Annotated in this window: 21 protein-coding genes, 1 tRNA gene and 1 pseudogene; 15 read left to right on the forward strand and 8 right to left on the reverse strand. The window is 71.0% G+C overall.

The features are described from left to right. The 4 genes from E2B92_RS15145 to E2B92_RS15160 all read left to right on the forward strand — a co-directional run bounded on the left by E2B92_RS15145 (window position 1) and on the right by E2B92_RS15160 (window position 3,187). Entirely contained in the window at window positions 1–855 is an 855-nt protein-coding gene (locus E2B92_RS15145; RefSeq protein WP_312846068.1) for an immunity 49 family protein, read from the forward strand. Between the two features lie 88 nt (window positions 856–943). Further along, window positions 944–1,807: an immunity 49 family protein gene (locus E2B92_RS15150; RefSeq protein ID WP_126886289.1), complete on the forward strand. Its 864-nt coding sequence runs from the start codon at window positions 944–946 to the stop codon at window positions 1,805–1,807. A 115-nt stretch (window positions 1,808–1,922) separates the two neighbouring features. Next, window positions 1,923–2,789, forward strand: coding sequence for an immunity 49 family protein (locus E2B92_RS15155; RefSeq protein ID WP_235023824.1), 867 nt, complete (start codon window positions 1,923–1,925; stop codon window positions 2,787–2,789). A gap of 26 nt (window positions 2,790–2,815) precedes the next feature. Beyond that, entirely contained in the window at window positions 2,816–3,187 is a 372-nt protein-coding gene (locus E2B92_RS15160) for a toxin-antitoxin system YwqK family antitoxin (protein WP_126886287.1), read from the forward strand. A gap of 88 nt (window positions 3,188–3,275) precedes the next feature. On the opposite strand, the gene E2B92_RS15165 is transcribed toward E2B92_RS15160, so the two are convergent. Further along, window positions 3,276–3,722 (reverse strand): lamin tail domain-containing protein, encoded by a 447-nt coding sequence (locus E2B92_RS15165; RefSeq protein WP_126886285.1) that lies wholly within the window; start codon window positions 3,720–3,722, stop codon window positions 3,276–3,278. A 195-nt stretch (window positions 3,723–3,917) separates the two neighbouring features. Here E2B92_RS15165 and E2B92_RS15170 point away from each other — a divergent pair, with 195 nt between their 5' ends. Continuing rightward, window positions 3,918–5,159 (forward strand): cytochrome P450 family protein, encoded by a 1,242-nt coding sequence (locus E2B92_RS15170; RefSeq protein WP_126886283.1) that lies wholly within the window; start codon window positions 3,918–3,920, stop codon window positions 5,157–5,159. Between the two features lie 52 nt (window positions 5,160–5,211). Here the strand turns inward: E2B92_RS15170 and E2B92_RS15175 are convergent, their stop codons facing one another. Beyond that, a complete protein-coding gene (locus E2B92_RS15175) occupies window positions 5,212–5,943 on the reverse strand; it encodes a DUF2470 domain-containing protein (RefSeq protein WP_126886281.1) in 732 nt (243 codons plus the stop codon). Between the two features lie 172 nt (window positions 5,944–6,115). Between E2B92_RS15175 and E2B92_RS15180 the strand changes: the two genes are divergently transcribed. From E2B92_RS15180 to E2B92_RS33805, 5 genes are all read left to right on the forward strand, one after another. Then, entirely contained in the window at window positions 6,116–7,156 is a 1,041-nt protein-coding gene (locus E2B92_RS15180; RefSeq protein WP_126886279.1) for a DMT family transporter, read from the forward strand. Window positions 7,157–7,209: 53 nt separating this feature from the next. Next, entirely contained in the window at window positions 7,210–9,393 is a 2,184-nt protein-coding gene (locus E2B92_RS15185; RefSeq protein WP_126886278.1) for an FG-GAP-like repeat-containing protein, read from the forward strand. 34 nt (window positions 9,394–9,427) lie between these two features. Next, on the forward strand, window positions 9,428–10,369 hold the full coding sequence (locus E2B92_RS15190; protein ID WP_133087561.1) for an NAD-dependent epimerase/dehydratase family protein: 942 nt from the start codon (window positions 9,428–9,430) through the stop codon (window positions 10,367–10,369). A 263-nt stretch (window positions 10,370–10,632) separates the two neighbouring features. Next, on the forward strand, window positions 10,633–11,736 hold the full coding sequence (locus tag E2B92_RS15195; protein WP_126888688.1) for a PP2C family protein-serine/threonine phosphatase: 1,104 nt from the start codon (window positions 10,633–10,635) through the stop codon (window positions 11,734–11,736). A gap of 151 nt (window positions 11,737–11,887) precedes the next feature. Further along, window positions 11,888–13,162: a M23 family metallopeptidase gene (locus E2B92_RS33805; protein ID WP_126888689.1), complete on the forward strand. Its 1,275-nt coding sequence runs from the start codon at window positions 11,888–11,890 to the stop codon at window positions 13,160–13,162. Between the two features lie 219 nt (window positions 13,163–13,381). On the opposite strand, the gene E2B92_RS15205 is transcribed toward E2B92_RS33805, so the two are convergent. Both E2B92_RS15205 and E2B92_RS15210 read right to left on the reverse strand, forming a co-directional pair. After that, a complete protein-coding gene (locus E2B92_RS15205) occupies window positions 13,382–13,783 on the reverse strand; it encodes a DNA-binding protein (protein ID WP_126888690.1) in 402 nt (133 codons plus the stop codon). Beyond that, window positions 13,780–14,028: a type II toxin-antitoxin system CcdA family antitoxin gene (locus tag E2B92_RS15210; RefSeq protein WP_126888691.1), complete on the reverse strand. Its 249-nt coding sequence runs from the start codon at window positions 14,026–14,028 to the stop codon at window positions 13,780–13,782. The genes E2B92_RS15205 and E2B92_RS15210 overlap by 4 nt, the downstream gene beginning before the upstream one ends. Before the next feature lie 169 nt (window positions 14,029–14,197). On the opposite strand from E2B92_RS15210, the pseudogene E2B92_RS15215 reads away from it, so the two are divergent. Next, window positions 14,198–14,759: pseudogene (locus E2B92_RS15215) on the forward strand (tyrosine-type recombinase/integrase); the annotation flags it as partial. Window positions 14,760–14,810: 51 nt separating this feature from the next. On the opposite strand, the gene E2B92_RS15220 reads toward E2B92_RS15215, so the two are convergent. Then, window positions 14,811–14,884: transfer RNA gene (locus E2B92_RS15220), tRNA-Gly, on the reverse strand. A 472-nt stretch (window positions 14,885–15,356) separates the two neighbouring features. Between E2B92_RS15220 and dcd the strand changes: the two genes are divergently transcribed. After that, window positions 15,357–15,932, forward strand: a complete 576-nt coding sequence (gene dcd, locus E2B92_RS15225) for a dCTP deaminase (RefSeq protein WP_126888692.1) — start codon at window positions 15,357–15,359, stop codon at window positions 15,930–15,932. A gap of 2 nt (window positions 15,933–15,934) precedes the next feature. After that, on the forward strand, window positions 15,935–16,432 hold the full coding sequence (locus E2B92_RS15230; RefSeq protein WP_126888693.1) for a phosphoribosyltransferase: 498 nt from the start codon (window positions 15,935–15,937) through the stop codon (window positions 16,430–16,432). A gap of 62 nt (window positions 16,433–16,494) precedes the next feature. Here E2B92_RS15230 and E2B92_RS15235 read toward each other — a convergent pair whose 3' ends face one another. The 3 genes from E2B92_RS15235 to E2B92_RS15245 form a co-directional block, all read right to left on the reverse strand. Next, window positions 16,495–17,397 (reverse strand): Yip1 family protein, encoded by a 903-nt coding sequence (locus E2B92_RS15235; RefSeq protein ID WP_126888694.1) that lies wholly within the window; start codon window positions 17,395–17,397, stop codon window positions 16,495–16,497. Window positions 17,398–17,653: 256 nt separating this feature from the next. Beyond that, window positions 17,654–19,927 (reverse strand): (Fe-S)-binding protein, encoded by a 2,274-nt coding sequence (locus tag E2B92_RS15240; RefSeq protein ID WP_126888695.1) that lies wholly within the window; start codon window positions 19,925–19,927, stop codon window positions 17,654–17,656. A gap of 90 nt (window positions 19,928–20,017) precedes the next feature. Beyond that, the gene (locus tag E2B92_RS15245; RefSeq protein ID WP_133087562.1) at window positions 20,018–20,800 is read right to left on the reverse strand and encodes a sugar transferase; all 783 of its coding nucleotides are present in this window, start codon (window positions 20,798–20,800) and stop codon (window positions 20,018–20,020) included. Window positions 20,801–21,058: 258 nt separating this feature from the next. Between E2B92_RS15245 and dnaK the strand changes: the two genes are divergently transcribed. Continuing rightward, window positions 21,059–22,909, forward strand: coding sequence for a molecular chaperone DnaK (gene dnaK, locus E2B92_RS15250; RefSeq protein ID WP_126885627.1), 1,851 nt, complete (start codon window positions 21,059–21,061; stop codon window positions 22,907–22,909). Next, window positions 22,906–23,583 (forward strand): nucleotide exchange factor GrpE, encoded by a 678-nt coding sequence (gene grpE / locus E2B92_RS15255; protein ID WP_126885626.1) that lies wholly within the window; start codon window positions 22,906–22,908, stop codon window positions 23,581–23,583. Before dnaK ends, grpE begins: the two co-directional genes overlap by 4 nt. Window positions 23,584–23,594: the final 11 nt, after the last annotated feature.

Consider the following 23,594-nt stretch of genomic DNA (forward strand, 5'->3'; position numbering starts at 1 on the left):
GTGAATGTGACTCGGCACGGCTCGCCGGGGCCTGACGACCAGGGTTACGCGGACTCCTTGGAGGAGGACCTCCTGGAGGACATCGCGTCCTTCGAACAGTCCCCCGGGGCACTCGACGGCGCCCTGGACACCGCGATGCTCCACCTCCAGGCACGACTGGCGGTCAATCCGGACGCGTCGGCCCTCCCGACCTGGGAGGCCACGGTCACGGCGATGCAGGTCGGCTCGGCGATGTTCGCCGTCGCCACCCGGTCCGAGGGCACAGTGGAGTGCCGCATCGCCGATGAGACGCGTACCCTCCGGGCGCTTGGTCCGGGACTGCACGCCAACCCGGGCAACTGGGTCTCCGCGTTCTGGCTGGCCATCGTCTGCCGGGACCAGGCACGCATGACCGCGCTGTGCGAGGTTCCGCTCGACGTGCTGCGCGCCTCGGGCACCCAGTACGACGAGTTCGTCTACCTCTGGATCGACGCCCTCCAGACGTACTGGCTGGAACGCCCGGGGCTCGGCGAGAAGCTGCTGGCCGCGATCGAGGCGTCGTACCCGAACGCGATCGAGGTGGCGGACATGGAGCTGGTGGAGCGGATCCTCTATCAGCCGGTCAACCTCTTCCAGTGCTTCCTGCGCAAGGACCACGCGGCGTTCAACCAGGCGCTGGTCGAGGCCCTGGAGATGCACAAGCTGTACTGGACGGCTTCCGAGAAGCGGGAGCGCAGCGTCGCCGGGTACCTGGCGCTGGGCCCGCTCGCCATCGCCTGCCTGGCGTACGACGCCGGGTTCCCGATCGAGGTCGAGTCGGACTACCTGCCGAGCGAGCTGCTCAACCGCGCCTGGCTGGGCGAGTTCCCGACCTGATGCCGACACACGCCCCGTGGGCCCGGCACTTCGACGTCGCGGTGCCGGCCGACCGGACACGGCCGGCCACACGTGTCGGGACCTGCCCGTGACCCGGGATGTCCCGCGCCACGGCATCCCGTCGGGCCCCGGCGCCGAGGCGCTGGCGCAGCGGCTCGCCGACCACCTCGCCGGGGAGATCGACGGCCTGGAGTCCTCCACCGAGCTGATCGAGTCCACGTTCAGCACCTCGCTCCTCGTCCTCAACGCCCGCTGCGCCGTGGACCCACGGGCGGCGCGGGCGGAGACCTGGGATGCCGCGGTCAACGCCATGCAGCTCGGCTCGGCGGTGTTCGCGGTGACGGGTGTACGGGAGGGTACGGTCGAGTGCCGGATCAACCGCGAGCTCCGGCCGCTCCCGGCCGCCGGCCCCTCCTCGATGGCCGACGCCGGGGCGTGGCTGACCGCGTTCTGGCTGGCGGTCGTCTGCCGCGAGCAGGAGCGGATGACGCAGCTCTGCGAGATCCCGCTGGACCGCCTCCGGTCACCGGACGGCCGTTACGACGCGTATGTCCACCACTGGATCGACACGCTCCAGACGTACTGGCTGCGCCGGCCGGGGCTGGCGGAGAAGCTCACCGCCACGCTCCGGGCGTCGGACCCGGCGCTCGCGCGGAACGTCCCCCGGGACATGCTCCAGGGCCTGCTCCACCCGCCGATCAACCTCTTCCACCACTTCGTCCGCAAGGACGAGGAGGGCTTCAGCCCGGCCCTGGTGGAGGCGCTCACACTGCACAAGGCGTATTGGACGCTGACGGAGGACCGGTCGACGGACATCGACGGGGCCATCGCCCTGGGCCCCCTGGCGATCGCCTGCCTGGCGTACGACGGGAAGCTCCCGGTTGACGTCGAGTCGGAGTACCTGCCCGAGCACCTCCTGAAGCGCGGCTGGCTCGGGGAGTACTCCACCTGAGCAGCAGGTGACCCCAGCCGGACGCCAGGACGGCGGGCCCGCACCCCGACCGCCTGCCGGGGACGGACGGGAAGGACGAGCGACCTATCGCAGGCCGAGGCCAAGGAGTGAGCAGGTGGGCACGCGCATCGTGCGGCACGATTTCCGCACGGACGACGCAAGCGAGGCGATGGCACCGGTGATCAGGAGCGCGGAGGACGTGCTCGAGCGGATCGAGACCTCGGAGTTCGACCGCTTCGACGCCCTCGACCACACGCTCTCCGCGGCGAAGTGGCGGTGCCTGACGGACCCGGAGGCCGCCGAGTTCCCCACCTGGGAGGCATGGGTCACGGCCATGCAGACCGGTTCGGCGCTCTTCGCGGCGGGAACGGCGACGGAGGGGCCCGTGCCGTGCCGGATCGGGAGCATGGGAGCCATCAAGCATCTCCCGGCCACCGGGCCGCAGGACTACTTGCACGCGGCCAACTGGCTCACCTCGTACTACCTGGCCGTGATCTGCCGCGAGAACGAGCGGGCCGATCGACTCGCGCGCGTACCGGTCACGTTCCTCCGGGCGTCCGGGGCCGAGTTCGACGAGTACATCCACCCCTGGGTCGAGGCCTTGCAGAACGCCTGGTTCCACCGGCAGGAGACGTGGGGCTCCCTGGCCGAGGCGGTCGACGGAACCGACCCGGCACGCGCGCGTGTGGCGAGCGAAGAGCTGATGGTCAAGATCCTCCACCCGCCCATCGAGCTCTTCCACCGGTACCAGCGCCAGGAGGCCGAGCAGTTCAACGCCGCGCTGGCGGACGCTCTGACCCGGCACAAGGAGTACTGGACCGCGAACGAGGCGCGTGCCGTGAGCGGCGACGGACTGGTCGCCCTCGGCCCGCTCGCCGTCGCCTGCATGGCGCACGACGCCGGAATGCCGATCGACGTCGAGTCGGAATACCTCCCGAAGCACCTGTTGCGGCGCACCTGGGTGGGCGAGTTTCCGACGTAGGCCTCAGACACGAGGGGAACGTCAGCATGACCGAGCCAGTGCGTATCGACATCGACGGCCCCGGCGTCGACATGGACGTGGGCGGACGGCTGCTGTACCGGGGGGAACTCTTCACGGGCGAGGTGACCGAGCACCTCGGCGGCGCGCTCGTCGCCCTGGACGTCTACGTGGACGGCATCACGCACGGCATCAGCCGGGAGTGGTACGAGGACGGCACCCCGCGGTCCGAGGGCACGGTACGGGTGGGACGCCCCGTCGGGATGTGGCGCGAGTGGCACACCAACGGCCGCCTCGCGTCCGAACAGCGCTTCGCCACCGACGGATTGACGCTGCTCACGCAGAAGACGTGGGACGAGCGGGGAAACCCGACGCGGGACTGGCGCAAGCCGGCCGGATAGGACCACCGCCTGACGTCACCCCCCCCCGGGCCGACCGCCCCGCCCACGGGCCCCCGCACCGGCAGGGGCCCGCGGCGGGGTGCGGCGCTCAGCAGTACCGGGACGAGCCCGTGGAGCCCCAGGCGCACGAGTCGACGAGGGTGCCCGACGCCTTGCGGAGGTACGCGGTGTCACCGTCGTTGTTCCACACGTACGCCGCCCTGCCCCAGTACCGGTGCCCCGCGGTGTTGGTGCCCCGGCCGGTGTGGACCGTCACGTACGACTTCGCGCCGATCGTGCCGCTGAAGGTGTACGTCCAGCCGGCCCGGTCCTTCAGCTTCCAGTCGCGCAGCGAAATGGCGGCGGTGCTGGAGTTGTAGAGCTGCACCCACTCCGCGTTGAGCGACGTGTTGGAACGGTTGTCCGTGCCGGGCGAGTTGTAGTACACGCGGTAGATGCTCACGCCACCGGCGGCCTGCGCCGGGGCGGCGGTCAGCATGCCGCCGGCGACGGCGGTGGCCAGGACGGCTGCCGACACAGCGAATCGAACCTTCAAGAATCCTCCCCAAGGTGAACCGTGCGTTCCACGGCGGGGAAAGCACACCATATGGTGATGTTGTTACTGGTCGGTTCTGCTCATTCGCGAGCGAATCTCGCCCCCTTCCGAGTGAACCGACGCGGTCTCGTCCTCCCACCCCGCCCCGCGTTAGCGTGATCCGCCCTACTGGCACGCGAGTTCAGGGAGACGGCGATGAGCGCCCAGGAACCATTGGTGATCGACCCCACCGGCAGCGACATACACGGGGAGGCGGCCCGCTTACGCGAGCGCGGCCCCGTCGCACGCGTCGCCCTGCCCGGCGGGGTGGAGGCGTGGGCGGTCAGCAGTCCCGAGCTGCTGAAGCGGCTGCTCACCGATCCACGGGTCTCCAAGGACCCGCACCGGCACTGGCCGACCTGGATCAACGGCGAGATCTCCCCGGAGTGGCCGCTGTTCGCCTGGGTGGCGGTGCGGAACATGTTCACCGCGTACGGCGGCGAGCACAAGCGCCTGCGTACGCTGGTCGCCAAGGCGTTCACCGCCCGCCGGACCGCCGCGCTGCGGCCGCGCGTGGAGGAGATCACCGCGGACCTGCTGGACCGCATCGCCGAGGCGGGCCGCCGCGACCCGGTCGTGGACCTGCGGGAGACGTACGCGTACCCGCTGCCCATCCAGGTGATCAGCGAGCTGTTCGGCCTGCCGGAGGAGAAGGGGGAGGAGCTGCGGTCCATCGTGGACAGCCTCTTCCACACCTCCGCCGGCCCGGAGGAGGTCACCGCCACCTACACCCGGCTCTACGCCGTCATGGGCGAACTCGTCGCCGCCAAGCGCCGGTCGCCCGCCGACGACATGACGAGCGCCCTCATCGCGGCCCGCGACGACGAGGGCGGCACCAGGCTGAGCGAGCAGGAACTGCTCGACACCCTGGTGCTGATGATCGGCGCCGGTCATGAGACCACGGTCAACCTCATCGACAACGCCATCCACGCCCTCCTCACCCACCCCGAGCAACTCGCCCTCGTACGGGAGGGCCGGGCCTCCTGGGACGACGTGATCGAGGAGACGCTGCGCTCCGACGCCCCGGTCGCCAGCCTGCCGCTGCGGTACGCGGTCGAGGACATCGAGGCGGACGGAACGCTCATCCGCCGGGGCGACGCGATCCTGGCCGCGTACGCCGCCGCCGGGCGCGACCCGGAGCGGTACGGGAAGGACGCCGACCGTTTCGACGTCACCCGCGCCGACAAGGATCACCTGGCCTTCGGGTACGGGGTCCACTACTGCCTGGGCGCCCCGCTGGGCCGTATGGAGGCGCGCATCGCGCTGCCGGCGCTCTTCGAGCGGTTCCCGGACATGGTCCTGGCCGTGCCGTCGGAGGAGCTGCGGGCGGTGGACTCCTTCATCTCCAACGGGCACGGCTCGCTGCCCGTGCGGCTGGGCCCGGGCGGCGGCGTGTAGAGCGCGGCGGCCAGGGGTGCGGCGCGGATGATCGCCGCGACCCGATCGTGTGTCACGGCCGGGTGCGCAGGCGACGGCGCGGGCAGGCCCGGGCGGCGGCGAGCAGTCCCTGGACGCGGTCGCCGAACTCGGTGGCCTCGCGCAGCGCCGGGGTGAACGGCAGCCGTACGTCGTGGTGGGCGCCGGTGTGTTCCAGCCGGAGCGTGATGCCGTACCGGTCGAGGGCCACGGGCGCCACGTGCCGGACGCCGTGGAGGTGGTGCGGCTCCACCAGCCGGGTGAGCCGCGCCACCGCGTCGGGGTGGTCGTCGGTCAGGTGCAGGAGCAGGCCGGCCTCGTGGTCCGCCAGCGGGTCCGGCTCGGCGAGGACCAGCTCGTCCAGGCCCACGAAGACGACGTCGCCGCCCGTGTGGAGGGTGACGCGCACGGGGTCCAGGCGCAGCGCGACGCCGTTCGTGCCGGGTTCCGCCCCGCCCCCGGTGAGCCACCCGGAGAGCGTCACCCGGGCCCGTACCCGGTCGCGTACGGCGGTGGGCGCCACGTCGGTGAACTGGAGCATGGCGGCCAGGTCGCCGTGTGGCGCGTGGGCCACGGCCGCCGCCAGGTGCCCGTCGGCCGGCAGACGCAGCGTCAGCCGGCCGCGCTCGTCGAGGCGGTGGGCGCCGACCAGGTCGCACCGGTACCCGTGCGAGACGACCGTCAGCGACCGGGCGGCGGACAGGACGGAGCGGACACGCTCCGCCTCCGTCGGCTCGGGCGGGCGCGCGTCGGGGACTCCGCTCATCATCACTCCTCGCTTAGGTAAGGCTTGCCTAAGCTACCGGACCGTGCCAGGGTTCCGCCACCGCGCGTTCCCGCCATCCGACCCGTGATCACCGGCCACGCCCCGTGATCACCGGCCACTACGCTGTCCGGGCCCCGCCCCACCCCCTCCCCTCCCGTCCGAGGAGCCCGCGATGACCGAGACCCCGCACGTGACCGGTGCCGCGGCCCGCCGCGCCTGGCTGACCGACCTGCCCGTCCTGCTGGTCGCCGTGGTCTGGGGCTCCAGCTACCTGGCCGCGAAGGAAGTCACCACCGCCCAGACCGTGCTGGCCGTCCTGGTCCTGCGGTTCGCCGTCGTGCTGCCCGTGCTGGTGGTGGCCGGATGGCGCAGGCTGCGCGCGCTGAGCGCCGAGCAGATACGCGGGGCGGGCGTCCTCGGGCTGATCCTGGCCGCCATCTTCCTGCTGGAGACGTACGGCGTCGTCCACACCTCGGCGACCAACGCCGGACTCATCATCAGCCTCACGATGATCCTCACGCCGATCGCGGAGAGCAGGCTGCGCGGCACCCGCCTGCCGCGCTCGTTCGTCGCGGCGGCGGGCCTGTCGGTCCTCGGCGTACTGCTGCTCACCCAGGGGGCGGGCTTCAGCGAGCCGTCCCTCGGTGACCTGCTGATGCTGGCCGCCGCCGTCGCCCGCACGGCGCACGTGCTGGCCATGGCGCGGATGCGGTCGGTGCGGGGCGCGGACGCCATGTCGCTGACGACGGTGCAACTCGGCGGCTCGGTACTGGCGTTCGCCGTTCTGTGCGCCGCTCCGGGAACGGGCGCCACCCCGTGGGCCGCCGCCGCGGACTTCGGCGCCGCCGAGTGGGCCTGGCTGCTGCACCTGTCGGTGTTCTGCACGCTGTTCGCGTTCTTCGTACAGATGTGGGCGGTACGCCGCACCTCGCCGTCCCGGGTGAGCCTGCTGCTCGGTACGGAGCCGGTGTGGGCGGCCGTGGCGGGCATCGCGCTGGCCGGCGACCGGCCCGGCCGGCTCGGGCTGCTCGGCGTGGCGCTGATCCTGGCCGGCACGGCATGGGGCCGCAGGGCGACCGGCCCCGAAACCCCGGAGGACCGCGACCAGGACCGCGACCGGGACCAGGACCGCGACCGGCACCACAACGTCGACCACCCCGAGAAGGTCCGGCGTGATCTCCGTACAACCCCGGCGACGGGTCAGCGGTCATAGCTCAGGCGCGCGGGGAAACGTGCGCGGGTCGAGACAGGGGAGCAGAAACGCACATGACCGCCCGCAAGGAGACCTCCCGCAGGAAGAGACGTACGGGATGGATACTCGGGCCCGCCGTCACCGCGCTCGCGGTGACCGGGCTCGCACCGGTCCCGGCCGCGACGGCGGCCGAACCGTCGCCTTCGGGTGAGGCCGTCATCACGCTCGGCACCTACGGCGGCCGCACCGCGAAGCCGGAGCAGATCGCCCTGGGCGGCGGCCGGCTCACGGTGGCCGGGTGGGCCGAGCCGGTGGAGGGGCGCGCCCTGTACGAGTACGACCTGCCCGCCCACGGCGGTGTCGAGCCCGGGCCCCGGAGGCTCGTCCAGACCAACTTCTGGATGAACTACCCGTGCGGCGACTCCCACGAGATGTGCAACGACTTCGACTCCCGCCTGTGGGCCCTCGGCGACGGGCGCGTCGCCTACCACGCGCCGGACCGCGGCGGCCCGCACGCCTCGGGCGGCCAGGTGCCGTCCAGCCGGCTCTCGCTCGGCCACTGGGGCCCCGACCTGGTGGCCGACGCGGCCGGGCAGTACGTCGTCGTCAACAACCTGGAGGAGCGCCGGCAGCTCATCGGCTCGTTCGACGCGGAGGACGCGAGCCAGGAGAGCCAGGACGGCCTGGTCCACTCCCGGCCCATCACGGCGTCCTCGGTCTGGGGCGACAGCCTGTGGCAGCCGGGCACGGCGGCCGGCACCGTCAGCGCGTACGACCTGCGGACGAGGACGACCACGCCCGACATCGACGTCGACCCCGGCTCGAACTGCGTGCCCGACTCGTTGCAGGCGGTCGGGCGCTGGCTGTTCTGGCAGTGCGACGAAGAGGCCCGGGCCGGCGTCTGGGACCACCGGAAGGCGGCCGGCATCCCGGTGGAGGCCAAGCGCTGGAGCCGGCTCGGCGACGGCTTCCTGGTCGGCGACCCCACCGAGGGCGAGCTGCGGCTGCTGGACTTCCACCGGGGCGCCGGTGAGACGCCGTCCGAGCGGGTGCTCGCGCAGCGGCCGGCGATCTCGCAGTGGACGGTCGACAAGTACGGCGGCCACGTGGCGTACGTCGACGAGGAGTCCCGTATCCGGATCGTGCCGGTGGACGTGGAGCGCTCACCGGTCACGGCCATCGACGCGCGCACCACCACCACGCTGGACCTGCGCCCCGGGGCGAAGACGCCGGTGTGGAGCGGCCACTGGCGGCTGAGCCGCCCGGCGGCCGCCTGGACGCTGATCTTCCGGGACGGTCACGGCAACGTGGCGCGGAAGCTCACCGGTACGGCACGGGACGGCGCCGCGATCCGCGCCACCTGGGACGGCCGCACCGCCGACGGCAGGCTCGCCGCGGGCCGGCCGCACACGTGGGACCTGATCGTCGACCCGGGCGACGGCGGCCCGCACCAGTACGTCAGCAAGGGCACCACCAGGGTGGTGGGCGGCCGTTCCGTGCACCGCGACGCCGACGGCGACGGGCTCGGCGAGTACTACGCCATGACCGCCGGCGGCAAGCTCTCCGTGCACCACCTCGGCACGACCACGGGAACGTACGTCAGCCAGGGATGGGACCCGGCCACCCGGTTCATCCCGTTCGGCGACATCGACGGCGACGGCTGCGACGACATGCTGCTGAAGTCCGCCGACGGCCTGCTGCGGCGGGCCACCGGAAAGTGCGACGGCCACTACACCCCGGTCAACCACGCCACGCCGCACGTGCAGATCGGCAAGGGCTGGAACGCCTTCGACGCCGTCGTCGCGCCCGGCGACCTGACCGGCGACGGCCGCCCCGACCTGCTGGCCCGCCAGACCACCACCGGGTACCTGTTCCTCTACCGCTCCAACGCCTCCGGCACCCTGGACGCGGCCGTCCGCGTCGGCACCGGCTGGAAGGGGTACCGCCTGATCGGCGCGGGCGACATCGACGGCGACGGCAACGGCGACCTGCTGGCCCGCGACGGCTCGGGCGAGCTGTGGCGCTACAGCGGCACCGGGACGGGCACCCTCAAGCCCCGGGTGCTGGTGTTCCGCGACTGGGGCGCCGGGCGCACGGACCTCATCGGCGTCGGCGACGTCACCGGTGACTCCCTGCCCGACCTCCTCTCCCGCGACAGCAGCGGAAAGCTGCTGCGCAACAAGGGCAACGGCAAGGGCTCGTTCGGGGCCACCGTCACGATCTCCACGGGCTGGCAGAACTACCGCGGCCTGTACTGATCCCCTTGCGCCGCCCGGCGGTTAGCCTGCCTCCATGAGCCTTCACGTGGTCATCGGATTCGGGCCCGCCGGAGCGGCGACCGCACGGCTGCTGACGGGGAAGGGCCACCAGGTGCGCGTCGTCACCAGGTCGGGCCGCGCCGCCGAGCCCGGCCTGGAGCACGTCGCGCTCGACGCGACGGACGGCGCCCGGCTGACCGAGGCCGTACGGGGCGCGGCCGCCGTGTACGGCTGTGCCGCGCCCCCGTACCACCGCTGGGTGAGCGACCTGCCGCCCCTGGCCGCGTCCCTGTGTGCGGCGGCTGAGGCCACCGGGGCCGTCCTCGTCCTGCTGGGCAACCTCTACGGGTACGGCCCGGTGGACGGCCCCATGACCGAGGACCTGCCCCTGGCGGCGACGGGCCCCAAGGGCCGGGTGCGCGCCGCCGTGTGGGAGAAGGCGCTGAAGCTGCACGAGGAGGGCCGCGTCCGGGCGGTGGAGGTACAGGCCTCCGACTTCTTCGGACCGGGTGTCACCGACGGCGGGCACCTCGCCGCCCGGGTGGTGCCGCGGCTGCTGCGGGGCAGGCCCGTCTCCACGCTCGGCGACCCGGACGCGCCGCATAGCTGGACCTACCTCCCCGATGTGGCCCGGACCCTGGTGGAGGCCGCGGAGGAGGAACGGGCCTGGGGCCGCGCCTGGCACGTTCCGACGGCACCCCCGCAGTCGGTGCGCCGAATGGTCGACCACCTCGCCGCCGCGGCGGGCACACGGCCGGTCACGGTGCGCGGCCTGCCACCCGCGGCCCTGCGGGTGGCGTCCCTCTTCTCGCCGCTGCTCCGCGAACTGAGGGAGATCCGCTACCAGTTCGACCGGCCCTTCGTGGTCGACTCGACCGCCTACGAGTCCGCCTTCGCGACCGGCCCCACCCCCGTCGACGACCAGATCAAGACGACGGTGGACTGGTGGCGGGAACGCACGGCCACGCGCACGTGACGAGCCGCGCCCCCGTCGCCACCCACCCACCGCCGTGACCGCCGCCGACAGCCCAGCAGCCCCCTCGCACACCTGAACGGCGACACAGAGCCCCCAGCGATCACCCACCCCCCGGGACCGTCTCCCTCCAGGGCTCCTCCCTCCAGGGCTCCTCCCCCTCCAGGACTCCTCCCCCGGAGTGTCTCCCCCTCCACGCGACCCGGAGGGGCTCATCCGGGGGCAATAAGCGATAGACGCCCCATATGCCCCGATATGATGGCTTCATGATCACGTCCGGCCGGCTGCGCCGCCGCCGCGTCCCCCGCGGCCGCAGATGGGAAGTCGTCGTGCTGTCGCCCGTGATCCTGACGCTGCTCATCACCGGTCTGGCGTTCTCCACCCCACGGGAGATCGCCTTCAGCCGCCTCCTGCCCGCCGCGCCCGCGCTCGCCGCCGCGCTGTGGCCCGTACTGCCCACCATCCTGCTGGGCGCGTTCTGCCTGCTGGCCATGATCGTGCTCAGCTTCTTCCACACCGACCTGGGTACGCCGTACACGGGAGCCGCGATCGTCGCGGTCACCCTGGCGGCCGCGTACGCCAGTCACCTGCGCCGCCAGCGGGAGGAGATGCTCTTCCACGTCCGGCTCGTCGCCGACGCGGCCCAGAAGGTGCTGCTGCGCCCCCTGCCCCGTCGTATCGCCGACATCGAGATCGAGTGCCTCTACCTGGCGGCCCAGGAGCAGGCCCGGATCGGCGGCGACTTCTACGAGGCGGCCGACACGCCGTACGGGGTGCGGCTGCTCATCGGCGACGTACGCGGCAAGGGCCTGCCCGCGGTGGGCGCGGCCTCGGCGGTGCTCAGCACCTTCCGGGAGATCGCGTACGAGGAGCCCGACCTGAGGGGCATCGCCCGGCGCCTGGAGACCAGCATCACCCGCTACATCGCCGCGTTCCCCGGCCCCGACGTGCCGGAGCGCTTCGCCACGGTCCTCATCGCGGAGATCACCCGCGGTGGCGGCCGGCTGCGCATCCTCAACTGCGGCCACCCCCCGCCGCTGCTCGTCCACGACGGCCACACGCTCGTCCTGGACCCGTCCACCCCGTCGCCGCCCCTCAACCTGGCGACGCTCATCGGGGACACGTACTACATCGACACCGTCCCCTTCGCCCCGGGCGACCAGCTCCTGCTCTACACCGACGGCGTCACGGAGACCCGCGACCCCAAGGGCGCCTTCTTCCCCCTCCCGGACTGGCTGGCCCACCAGGGCCCGCTCACCCCGCAGGCCCTGCTCGGTGATCTCCACCGCGACCTGCTCCGCTACAGCGCCGGCAAACTCGACGACGACATCGCGGCCCTGGCCCTCCGCAAGCCCACCTCCCCACCGTGAGGGCCGGTGCGGCTGGACGGGTGGAGATCGGCACCCGACTCCGGCGCCGTCCGCCGGCAGCGCCGTGCCGCCGGGTTACATGGGCCTGCGCCTCGGCGCGGGGCGTGCCGGTGCCCTTCACGGTCCCGGACCCGACGACCGGAAGAACACCATGGCAGAGCGCCACCCTCGCAGCCGCACCGGCCGCGGCCCGCTACGTCGCGGGCTCGCCACCGCCGTGCTCGCGGTCGGCATGCTGACGGCCGCAACGGCACCCGGATACGGGAGCGGCGCGACCAAGCCGGGGCCCGGCCCCCAGTTCACGCCGTTGACGGCGGCGGTGCTGACCCAACCGGCGCCCTTCCGCGCCACGGACGGCAAGACGCACCTCTCGTACGAACTGCTCACCACGAACGCGCTCCCCAGCAGCGCCGAGGTGCGGCTGGACCGCGTCGAGGTCCTGGACGCCCGCACGCACCGGGTGGTGGACTCGCTGAGCGGCCAGGCACTGGCCGAGGCCGCCCACCCGGTGGGTGACCCCCTGCCGGGCGCGGACGGGTACGACCCGCCGCCCCCGGCGCCGACGCCGACCGTCATCCCGGGCTCCCAGCAGTGGGTCGTCTGGATCGACCTGGCTCTCGATCGCGGTCAGCGGGCACCCGAGGTCCTCGAGCACCGCCTCTCGGGCGCCGTCCTCACCGCCTCCGGTCCCTCCGCGTTCGAGGAGACGGTTCAGGTCACCCCGACCGACCGCACCGCGCCGCTGAACCTGAACGCGCCCGTGCGCCCCGGCACCTGGTACTCCAGCGAGTCGTGCTGCGGCAACACCCATCACCGCCGCGGCCTCGGTCCGATCAACGGTCGCTTCTACGTACCGCAGCGCTTCGCGATCGACTGGTACCGGGTCGGCGAGCAGGGACAGACCTGGGAAGGCGACCCCGGGCGGCTCACCAGCTACCTGAGCTACCGGCAGCCGGTCGTGGCGGCGGCCGGCGGCAGGGTGGTGGAGGTCCAGGACGGAATCCCGGACAACACGCCGCCCGTCACACCGCCGGTCCCGCCGATCGAGGAGACCGTCGGCAACCACGTCACCGTGCAGGTCGCGCCGGGCCGCTACCTGCTCTATGCCCACCTGAAGCCCGGCTCGCTCAAGGTCCGGGAAGGCGACCACGTCCAACCCGGCCGGGTCCTCGGACTGATCGGCAACAGCGGCAACTCGACCACGCCGCACCTGCACTTCCATGTGATGACCACGCCCGAGTTCTTCCCGACCGACAGCCCGCCGTTCACCTTCCGGAAGTTCCGCGTCGTCGGACAGGTCGAACCCCGGCTCTGGGACGACAACCTCGGCCTGCAGCCGACCGGAGAGCTCCCGATCACACCCTCGCCGCACGACGGACCCCACCGCGCGCGGTACCCGCTCGACCGCGAGGTGCTGGAGTTTTGACCCGAATCCCGCCGGCGCGGCCGACAACGACGAAGGCCCTGGTCACCGACCAGGGCCTTCGTTCACGAGCGGGTGACGGGAATCGAACCCGCTGAGTGGGGGAATCACTGGTGGTCGGGCTGTTGGGTGGGCTCTGACTTGCGCTTTTCCTGTTGGGCGGGATGGGGGCATGGACGGGGCACGGGTGGCGGCAGTGCAACAGAGCCTGGGGTTGGCGGGTCAAAGAGGAATGATGCGGATCTGGCTGCCGCAGAGTTTGGCCATGTCGTCGCTGTCGGACGTCAGCAGAGCGACGGGTTTCGGCTGGCGAAGCGCGACCTCGGCGACCGTGGCGTCGATGGCGTATTTGTGCCCGTGCAGTCCGGCGTCTTTGAGAAGTTCCGCTGCCGCTTTCGCCGCTTGTTCGGTGACCGGCTCCACCTTGACGCGGGACAGAGTCCAGTTCAGGCGAGGCGTGTTGGTCCGGGAGTGGCTGACTTCCACGATGGTGTTTGCCCCGATGACGAGGTCGGCTCCCATGTCGTGGAACACCTGCAGCATGGCGAGGAGCTTGCGGTCCTGCGCGATCCAAGCGGACAGCCCTTCCGAGTCCAGGACGACGGTCTCGATACGCTCGCTCACGCGGCGTCCGCGCCCTTGGAGGAGCCGGTGGAGCTGAAGATCTTCGCGCGGGCCTCGGCAAGCTCCTCGTCGCTGAAGGACCCGTGCTCCTCCTCGTGGCGGCGGAGGTCGCTGCCCAGGAGCTGGTGCCGAATCTGGCGAGCTACGGCTTCTGCCACGTAGCCGGAGACGTTGTCCGTGAGTCTACGGAGCTCTGCCACCTGGTCGGTGGGCAGTGTGACGGTGATGCGAGTAGTCGACGACATACTCGGAGCATACTGGAGTATGCGCGAAGTCGTCCGTGATCGGCGCCCTGAGCTCCGAGGGTGCCTGTAGTGGTGGAGTGCTGTAGCCACCTTTGCCCACCACCCATCCCGGCGCCCATCCCGTCCGCCGTCAGCCCACATGCATGTGCAGCGGGCGCGGGCTCGGACCAGACCGCGCCCCGCGCGCACCGAGCGCTTGGCGCTGACAGGAGCCGCCGCGACCGTCACCGGCCCTACCGGCTCGGCGAACTCACCCGCCGTAACCCCTGCCGCCTCCGGAGTGCTGGAAAGGAAGGTGCGGTGGAACGACAGATCGCCACCGTCGCCCAGGTCGGTACCCTCGCCGGTGCGCTGGGGCCGCGCCGGCGACTGATGGTCTTCGTCGGGGGCGTACGGTCCATTCCGGCCGGAGAACAGGCAGAGCTGCGCCGCAAGGACGTGGAGGAGCGGGCCACGTGGCAAAGGCCCGTGCTGCGGTGGCACTGCCGGCGGGGTTCCGCTCCTACGACCTCCGCCACACTGGGCACACCCTTGCCACTCGATCCGGGGCCACGTTCAAGGACACGATGGTCCGCGCCGGGCAGTCGTCGGAGAAGGCCGCGCTGATCTATCAGCACTCGGACCTGGCCCGTCAGCAGGAGGTGGCGAGCGGCCTCGATCAGCTCATGCGGGCCGCCCGCCGGAAGGGTGCCGAACAGCCATCTGGTGCGGATCTGGTGCGCGACGCCTAGCGTGGTCCAGACAACAAGAAAGGCCCGGGTCGATGACCTGGGCCTTCTGCGTGGAGCGGGTGACGGGAATCGAACCCGCGCTCTGAGCTTGGGAAGCTCATGTTCTACCATTAAACTACACCCGCGTAAGTAGGCACCGGAGATCCGGTGTCGTACCGTCGCTCACTGTACCTCATTGGCAGGCCCCCGGTGTATCGCGCCGCGGGGTCTTTGTGCTGTGTGGGGGACCGATCGGTGTGCGGGGGGCGGGAGTTGGGGCGTACGGTGGGTGGGCGGAGTGCCGCCTGGAGTGGTGTCCCGTTGATCCCCTAATGTGGCTTTCTCGTCCACGCTTTGGTTGGGGAAGGGACTTGATGGACTCCATGGAGCGCACCGTCGTCCGCTGTGCCGAGGGGCACGTGTTCAGTACCGCTTCGTTCCCGATGCAGCAGCTCGGTGCCGGCCGGATCGGGCCCGGGAGGCTGTTGCGGTGTCCGCGGTGTGCGCGGCTGCGGCACGCCGTGCCCGTGGAGCTGCAGCGGCGGTAGCGGAGTGAGGGTGAGCGCGCGGGGGCCGTCCGATTGGGGTGGGCCCGCGCGCTCTGCGTATCCTCGGGGAGTGCTTCTCTCAGACAAGGACATCCGGGCCGAGATCGACGCCGGGCGGGTGCGCATCGACCCGTACGACGACTCCATGGTGCAGCCCTCGAGCATCGACGTGCGGCTGGACCGCTACTTCCGGGTGTTCGAGAATCACCGCTACCCCCACATCGACCCGGCCGTCGAGCAGGCGGACCTGACGCGGCTGGTCGAGCCGGAGGGGGACGAGGCGTTCATCCTGCACCCGGGTGAGTTCGTGCTCGCCTCGACGTACGAGGTGATCAGCCTCCCCGACGACATCGCCTCGCGGCTCGAGGGGAAGAGCTCGCTCGGGCGGCTCGGGCTGGTGACGCACTCGACCGCCGGGTTCATCGACCCCGGCTTCTCCGGGCACGTGACGCTCGAGCTGTCGAACCTCGCCACGCTGCCGATCAAGCTCTGGCCGGGCATGAAGATCGGGCAGCTCTGCATGTTCCGCCTCAGCTCGCCGGCCGAGTTCCCGTACGGGAGTGAGCGCTACGGATCGCGGTACCAGGGGCAGCGGGGGCCGACCGCCTCGCGGTCCTTCCAGAACTTCCATCGGACGCAGGTGTGAGCATGAGTGACGTACGGGAGAACCTGACCTACGAGAAGTTCGGGACCGCGATCCGCGAGCTGGCGCAGGCCATCGCCGACGACGGGTACGAGCCGGACATCGTGCTGAGCATCGCCCGTGGCGGGGTGTTCGTCGCCGGCGGTCTGGCGTACGCGCTGGACTGCAAGAACATCCACCTGGTGAACGTGGAGTTCTACACCGGCGTCGGGACCACGCTGGAGATGCCGGTCATGCTGGCGCCGGTGCCGAACGTGATCGACTTCAGCGACAAGAAGGTGCTGATCGCCGACGACGTCGCCGACACCGGCAAGACGCTGAAGCTCGTCCACGACTTCTGCCTCGGCGCGGTGGCCGAGGTGCGCAGCGCGGTGATCTACGAGAAGTCGCACTCCCTGGTGAAGTGCGAGTACGTGTGGAAGAAGACCGATGAGTGGATCAACTTCCCGTGGAGCGTCGAGCCGCCCGTCGTGAAGCGTGAGGGCCAGGTCCTCGACGCCTGACACCGGGACGCACGAAGAGGGCCCCCGCCTTGTGGCGGGGGCCCTCTTCGTGCGTACGCGGCTCAGATCGTGCCGAGCTTGATCAGCGACAGCAGCGCCACGAGCTGGATCGCCGACGCGCCCAGGGCCTTCGGCCACGGCAGGTCGTGCGAGGTGCGGACCATCGAGGTGAACAGGGCTCCCGCCGCCAGCCAGGACAGCCAGCCGATGACCTGGACGAGGGTGTTCTCGCCGCCCAGGAACAGCGCGAAGAGCAGGCGCGGCGCGTCCGTCATCGCCATGATCAGCATCGAGAGGCCGACCGTCGGCTGCCAGGCGCCGTCGCCGCCGAGCTGGCGCGCCAGGGTGTGGGTGACCGCGCCCATGATCAGGCCGCCGACGACGAACATGACGCCGGTGACGAGGACGTACGGGATCGCCGTCGACAGCGTCGCGTTGATCGCCTCCTCGCGGGCCTGGTCGAACCCGAAGAGGGCGAGCAGGCCGTAGAGGAAGGTGACCACCAGTGCGGGGCCCCAGACGGCGTGGTCGCGCATCTGGTAGAACGTCGGGCCCGGGCGCATGACGATGCCGCTCAGCAACTGCTTCCAGTGCAGGCGCGGGCCGGCCGGGGCGGCGGCGGCGCCGGCCTGGTACGTGGCGCCGTCGCCGTACGCGTCGGGTCCGCCGGCGTACGCCTCGTCGTGGATGCTGAACGCCCGGGTGTGGCCCGGGTTGTTCGCCGCGTACGGGTCGTGCGGGGCGGCGGAGTGCTGCTGCTGGTACGGGTCGCCGAAGTACTCCGGCTCCCCGTACTGCTGCTGCCCCTGGTGCTGCCCCTGCGGGTGCCCCTGGTGCTGCCCCTGGTGCCACTGCTGCTGCGGGCCCGTGTACGGGGGCGGCGCCGCGTTGCCGTACGGCCCCTGCTGCGGGTGTTGTTGCGGGGTGCGGTTGTCCCGGCCGCGTCCGATCCTGAATCCAGCCACGTCACCGAACGTACCCGGTCCGGCCGACTCCGGTGGACGGGGCCGGGAACGGGGAGTCGTTTGCTGCTGAGCTGTGACATCCCCTAGGGGTCCTGAATCGTGCGGAGCTGACCGTTTCGTCCCGCTGTGGGGAGGGGTGTGGGGCGTTGTCACGCCCGCTGAGGCGTCGGTCACACGCGCCGACGACAGCGGCCGGACCCGCCCTCCATGGGCTGGTCCGGCCGCTGTCGCCGTCGTACGCGCGGGCGTACGGGAACTACTTCACCGGCTCCGGCTCCGAGTCCGCGTCCGTGTCCGTGTCCGACGCCGGGGACTCCTCCACCGGCTTCTTGACGGACTCCAGCAGGAGCTGGGCCACGTCCACGACCTGGAGGCTCTCCTTGGCCTTGCCGTCGTTCTTCTTGCCGTTCACGGAGTCCGTGAGCATCACGAGGCAGAAGGGGCAGGCGGTGGAGACGATGTCCGGGTTGAGGGACAGGGCCTCGTCGACGCGCTCGGTGTTGATGCGCTTGCCGATCCGCTCCTCCATCCACATGCGCGCGCCACCGGCGCCGCAGCAGAAGCCCCGCTCCTTGTGGCGGTGCATCTCCTGCTGGCGCAGGCCCGGGACGGCGTCCATGATCTCGCGCGGCGGCGTGTAGACCTTGTTGTGGCGGCCCAGGTAGCACGGGTCGTGGTACGTGATCAGACCGTCGACCGGGGTCACCGGGATCAGCTTGCGCTCGTCGATCAGGTGCTGCAGGAGCTGCGTGTGGTGGATGACCTCGAACTCGCCGCCGAGCTGCGGGTACTCGTTCGCGATCGTGTTGAAGCAGTGCGGGCAGGTCGCGACGATCTTCTTGGCCGACTTGGGCTTCTTCGTCGACTCGTCCTCGTCGTCCTCGCCGAACGCCATGTTCAGCATCGCGACGTTCTCCTGGCCGAGCTGCTGGAACAGCGGCTCGTTGCCCAGGCGGCGGGCGGAGTCACCCGTGCACTTCTCGTCGCCGCCCATGATCGCGAACTTGACGCCCGCCATGTGCAGCAGCTCCGCGAAGGCCTTGGTGGTCTTCTTGGCCCGGTCCTCCAGGGCGCCGGCGCAGCCGACCCAGTACAGGTAGTCGACCTCCGACAGGTCCTCGACGTCCTTGCCGACGATCGGGACCTCGAAGTCGACCTCCTTGGTCCACTCCACCCGCTGCTTCTTGGCCAGGCCCCAGGGGTTGCCCTTCTTCTCCAGGTTCTTGAGCATCGTGCCCGCCTCGGACGGGAACGCGGACTCGATCATCACCTGGTAGCGGCGCATGTCGACGATGTGGTCGACGTGCTCGATGTCGACCGGGCACTGCTCCACGCACGCGCCGCAGGTGGTGCAGGACCACAGCACGTCCGGGTCGATGACGCCGTTCTCCTCGAGGGTGCCGATCAGCGGGCGCTCGGCCTCGGCGAGGGCGGAGGCGGGGACGTCCTTCAGGGCCTCCTCGGACGCCTTCTCCTCGCCCTCCATCGTCTTGCCGCCGCCGGCCAGCAGGTACGGCGCCTTGGCGTGCGCGTGGTCGCGCAGCGACATGATCAGCAGCTTCGGCGAGAGCGGCTTGCCCGTGTTCCACGCGGGGCACTGCGACTGGCAGCGGCCGCACTCGGTGCAGGTGGAGAAGTCGAGCAGGCCCTTCCAGGAGAAGTGCTCGACCTGGGAGACGCCGTAGACGTCGTCGTCGCCCGGGTCCTCGAAGTCGATCTCCTTGCCGCCCGACGTCATCGGCTGGAGGGCGCCGAGCGCGGTGGAGCCGTCGGCGTCGCGCTTGAACCAGATGTTGGGGAACGCGAGGAAGCGGTGCCAGGCCACACCCATGTTGGTGTTGAGCGAGACCGTGATCATCCAGATCATGGTCGTGCTCAGCTTGATCATCGCGAACAGGTAGACCAGGTTCTGCAGCGCGCCGACGCTCAGCCCCTTCAGCGCCAGGACCAGCGGGTACGAGGCGAAGTACGCGGCCTCGTAGTGGTCCACGTGGTGCAGGGCGCCCTCGAGGCCGCGCAGCACGTAGATGGCGAGGCCGATGGTGAGGATGACGTACTCGACGAAGTACGCCTGACCCATCTTGGAGCCCGCGAACCGGGACTTGCGGCCCGGGCGCGAGGGCAGGTTCAGCAGGCGGATGGCGATCAGCACGGCGATGCCCAGGGTGGTCATCGCGCCGATGAACTCGATGTAGAGCTCGTAGGGCAGGAAGCCGCCGATGATCGGCAGCGTCCAGTCCGCCTGGAAGAGCTGCCCGTACGCCGTGATGATCGTGGGCGGCAGCGTCAGGAAGCCGACCGCCACGAACCAGTGGGCGATGCCGACGACGCCCCACCGGTTCATCCGCGTGTGGCCGAGGAACTCCCGTACCAGCGTCACACTGCGCTGGTAGGGGTTGTCGGTCCGGGTCCCGGCGGGGACCGGCTGACCCAGCTTGAAGTGGCGGACGAACTGACCGATGGCGCGGGCGAGCAGCGCAACGCCGACCACGGTCAGGGTCAGCGACACAATGATCGCGGCGAGTTGCATGGAGGCTCCTCGGGCCTGCGAGGGTGGAGTACGGGGAGTACGCGGTACTACTAAGCGGTAACTTATTCAGTTCGTGCTGAGCGTACCCACTTATTCCGCCGCACTGTAGCCGCGCAAGCGGTGATCTGCGTCGCTCAGGTGAGCCTGACCGGGCACGGTCCGCGACGGCGCGGGCGACGGTCGTCGCGACGGCCGGGCCGGCCGTGACCTGCGGAAGGTGCGCAGGGCGCTCAGCAGCAGCGCCAGGTCCAGGCCGATCCAGTGGTGCTCCACGTAGTGCTGGTCGAGCAGCAGCGGCTCGTCCCACGGCAGCGCCGAGGCGCGCCGGACCTGTGCCAGCCCGGTCAGCCCGGGTCTGACGGTCCGGCGCCAGGGGGCGCGGGCGGCCGGGTGGCCGGGCGGGAGCGGTGCCGGGCCGACGAGGGACATCTCCCCGCGGACGACGTGCGGCAGCCGGGACAGCACGTGCAGCCCGAAGCGGCGGGTGGGCAGGTGGCGGAGCGTGAACGGCCGCCCGTCGAGCCCGGTCCTCGTCTCCGTCACGAACACCCCGCCGGGGGGCCGGCTCAGCGCGGTGGCGACCGTGGCGGCGAGGAGCAGTGGGGTCACCAGGACGAGCAGCGCCGACCCGAGGGCCAGGTCGAAGGCCCGCTTCGGGTCGAGCGGCCGGTGGGAGGCGGTGGGCCGCTCGGGGGCGGGGGGCTCGGCGAGGGCGGGGGGCGCGGCGAGGTCGGGGGGCGCGGCGAGGTCGGGGGTCTCGGGGGTCCGCCCGGGGGTGAGGGGCTTCGTGTGGTCCGGGCCCTGCCCGGCGGCGCCGGGGGGCTCGGCGTCGGAGGGTTGGTCCGGGGAGGAGGGCGGTGGGGAGAGGCGCATGGGCACACCACCTGACAACTTTGCGCGTTATGCGGCTTTTGGGTCGTTCTTTGAACGATCGCACGGTTGTGTGTGAGGTGGTAGTGGTTCGGGGTATGCGGCGGGTCGTGTGCCCTCGCGCGCCTCGTGCGCCCAGGGCCCGGGCCACGCGCTCCCGCCCACATAAGTTGAGCGTAAGTGGCTCAACTCTGTTGACTCGCGTCCGGCCGTCATGCATCCTTGAGCCTGTTCCACTCAAGTCAGTTGGAGGAATCGAAAATGGCACGTGCGGTCGGCATCGACCTGGGCACGACTAACTCCGTCGTCAGCGTTCTGGAAGGCGGCGAGCCCACCGTCATCACCAACGCCGAGGGCGCCAGGACCACGCCGTCCGTCGTCGCCTTCGCCAAGAACGGCGAGGTGCTCGTCGGCGAGGTGGCCAAGCGTCAGGCGGTCACGAACGTCGACCGGACCATCCGGTCCGTCAAGCGCCACATGGGCACCGACTGGAAGATCGAGCTCGACGGGAAGAACTTCAACCCGCAGCAGATCAGCGCCTTCATCCTGCAGAAGCTGAAGCGCGACGCCGAGGCGTACCTGGGCGAGAAGGTCACCGACGCGGTGATCACCGTCCCGGCGTACTTCAACGACTCCGAGCGCCAGGCCACCAAGGAGGCCGGTGAGATCGCGGGCCTCAACGTCCTGCGCATCGTCAACGAGCCGACGGCCGCCGCCCTCGCTTACGGCCTGGACAAGGACGACCAGACCATCCTGGTCTTCGACCTCGGTGGCGGCACCTTCGACGTCTCGCTGCTGGAGATCGGCGACGGCGTCGTCGAGGTGAAGGCCACCAACGGTGACAACCACCTCGGTGGTGACGACTGGGACCAGCGTGTCGTCGACTACCTGGTGAAGCAGTTCCACTCCGGCCACGGCGTGGACCTGTCCAAGGACAAGATGGCCCTCCAGCGCCTCCGCGAGGCCGCCGAGAAGGCCAAGATCGAGCTGTCCTCGTCCACCGAGACCTCGATCAACCTGCCCTACATCACGGCGTCCGCCGAGGGCCCGCTGCACCTGGACGAGAAGCTCACCCGCGCCCAGTTCCAGCAGCTCACCGCGGACCTGCTGGAGCGCTGCAAGACCCCGTTCCACAACGTCATCAAGGACGCGGGCATCGCCCTCTCCGAGATCGACCACGTCGTCCTCGTCGGTGGCTCCACCCGCATGCCCGCCGTCGCCGAGCTCGTCAAGGAGCTGACCGGCGGCAAGGAGGCCAACAAGGGCGTGAACCCGGACGAGGTCGTCGCCATCGGCGCCTCGCTCCAGGCCGGTGTCCTCAAGGGTGAGGTCAAGGACGTCCTGCTCCTCGACGTGACCCCGCTGTCCCTCGGCATCGAGACCAAGGGCGGCATCATGACCAAGCTGATCGAGCGCAACACCACGATCCCGACGAAGCGCTCCGAGATCTTCACGACGGCCGAGGACAACCAGCCGTCGGTGCAGATCCAGGTCTACCAGGGCGAGCGCGAGATCGCGGCGTACAACAAGAAGCTCGGCATGTTCGAGCTGACCGGCCTTCCGCCGGCCCCGCGCGGCGTCCCGCAGATCGAGGTCTCCTTCGACATCGACGCCAACGGCATCATGCACGTGACCGCGAAGGACCTGGGCACGGGCAAGGAGCAGAAGATGACCGTCACCGGCGGCTCCTCGCTGCCGAAGGACGAGGTCGACCGGATGCGTGAGGAGGCCGAGCGGTACGCGGAGGAGGACCACAAGCGCCGCGAGGCCGCCGAGACCCGCAACCAGGGCGAGCAGCTCGTCTACCAGACGGAGAAGTTCCTCAAGGACAACGAGGACAAGGTCCCGGGCGACGTCAAGACCGAGGTCGAGACGGCGGTGAACGAGCTCAAGGAGAAGCTGAAGGGCGAGGACACCGCCGAGATCCGCACCGCCACGGAGAAGGTCGCGGCCGTCTCGCAGAAGCTCGGCCAGGCCATGTACGCGGACGCCCAGGCCGCCCAGGGTGCCGCCGGTGCCGGTGAGGCTCCGGGCGCCGGGCAGGGTGCCGCCGACGACGACGTGGTCGACGCCGAGATCGTCGACGACGAGAAGCCGAAGGGGGCCGCATGACGGAGGAGACCCCGGGCTTCGAGGAGAAGCCCGACGTCCCCTCCGGCGCCGCGCCTGACGACGCCGCCGAAGCCGCCGGTGCCACCTCTCCCGCGACCCCCGCGGAGGAGGGCACGGCGGCCCCGGCAGGGGACGGGACCGCAAACGTCGCCGGCCTGACGGCCCAGTTGGACCAGGCCCGCACCGCGCTCGGTGAGCGCACCGCGGACCTCCAGCGGCTCCAGGCCGAGTACCAGAACTACCGCCGCCGGGTCGAGCGCGACCGGGTCACGGTCAAGGAGATCGCCGTCGCGAACCTCCTGACCGAGCTCCTGCCGGTGCTCGACGACATCGGCCGCGCCCGTGAACACGGCGAGCTGGTGGGCGGCTTCAAGTCGGTGGCCGAATCGCTGGAGACGGTCGCCGCGAAGATGGGCCTCCAGCAGTTCGGCAAGGAGGGCGAGCCCTTCGACCCGACGATCCACGAGGCCCTGATGCACTCGTACGCGCCGGACGTCACCGAGACGACCTGCGTCGCGATCCTCCAGCCCGGGTACCGCATCGGCGAGCGGACCATCCGGCCCGCGCGCGTCGCGGTGGCCGAGCCCCAGCCGGGGGCGGCCCCGGCCGCCGCCGCGGGGTCCAAGGAGGAGCAGCCGGCCGACGAGGAGAGCGGTGGCCCCGAGGAGGGCTGACGCATTGACCG

The organism is Streptomyces sp. WAC05374 (assembly GCF_004353505.1).
Classification (GTDB): domain Bacteria; phylum Actinomycetota; class Actinomycetes; order Streptomycetales; family Streptomycetaceae; genus Streptomyces.

What these genes read in the sequence shown, in the direction of transcription:
- E2B92_RS15160 (WP_126886287.1), top strand. Translation starts at nt 2,816, where the DNA reads ATGACCGAGCCAGTGCGTATCGACATCGACGGCCCCGGCGTCGACATG.
- E2B92_RS15170 (WP_126886283.1), top strand. Translation starts at nt 3,918, where the DNA reads ATGAGCGCCCAGGAACCATTGGTGATCGACCCCACCGGCAGCGACATA.
- E2B92_RS15175 (WP_126886281.1), bottom strand. Translation starts at nt 5,943, where the DNA reads ATGAGCGGAGTCCCCGACGCGCGCCCGCCCGAGCCGACGGAGGCGGAG.
- E2B92_RS15180 (WP_126886279.1), top strand. Translation starts at nt 6,116, where the DNA reads ATGACCGAGACCCCGCACGTGACCGGTGCCGCGGCCCGCCGCGCCTGG.
- E2B92_RS15185 (WP_126886278.1), top strand. Translation starts at nt 7,210, where the DNA reads ATGACCGCCCGCAAGGAGACCTCCCGCAGGAAGAGACGTACGGGATGG.
- E2B92_RS15190 (WP_133087561.1), top strand. Translation starts at nt 9,428, where the DNA reads ATGAGCCTTCACGTGGTCATCGGATTCGGGCCCGCCGGAGCGGCGACC.
- E2B92_RS15195 (WP_126888688.1), top strand. Translation starts at nt 10,633, where the DNA reads ATGATCACGTCCGGCCGGCTGCGCCGCCGCCGCGTCCCCCGCGGCCGC.
- E2B92_RS33805 (WP_126888689.1), top strand. Translation starts at nt 11,888, where the DNA reads ATGGCAGAGCGCCACCCTCGCAGCCGCACCGGCCGCGGCCCGCTACGT.
- E2B92_RS15210 (WP_126888691.1), bottom strand. Translation starts at nt 14,028, where the DNA reads ATGTCGTCGACTACTCGCATCACCGTCACACTGCCCACCGACCAGGTG.
- E2B92_RS15230 (WP_126888693.1), top strand. Translation starts at nt 15,935, where the DNA reads ATGAGTGACGTACGGGAGAACCTGACCTACGAGAAGTTCGGGACCGCG.
- E2B92_RS15240 (WP_126888695.1), bottom strand. Translation starts at nt 19,927, where the DNA reads ATGCAACTCGCCGCGATCATTGTGTCGCTGACCCTGACCGTGGTCGGC.
- E2B92_RS15245 (WP_133087562.1), bottom strand. Translation starts at nt 20,800, where the DNA reads ATGCGCCTCTCCCCACCGCCCTCCTCCCCGGACCAACCCTCCGACGCC.
- dnaK (WP_126885627.1), top strand. Translation starts at nt 21,059, where the DNA reads ATGGCACGTGCGGTCGGCATCGACCTGGGCACGACTAACTCCGTCGTC.
- grpE (WP_126885626.1), top strand. Translation starts at nt 22,906, where the DNA reads ATGACGGAGGAGACCCCGGGCTTCGAGGAGAAGCCCGACGTCCCCTCC.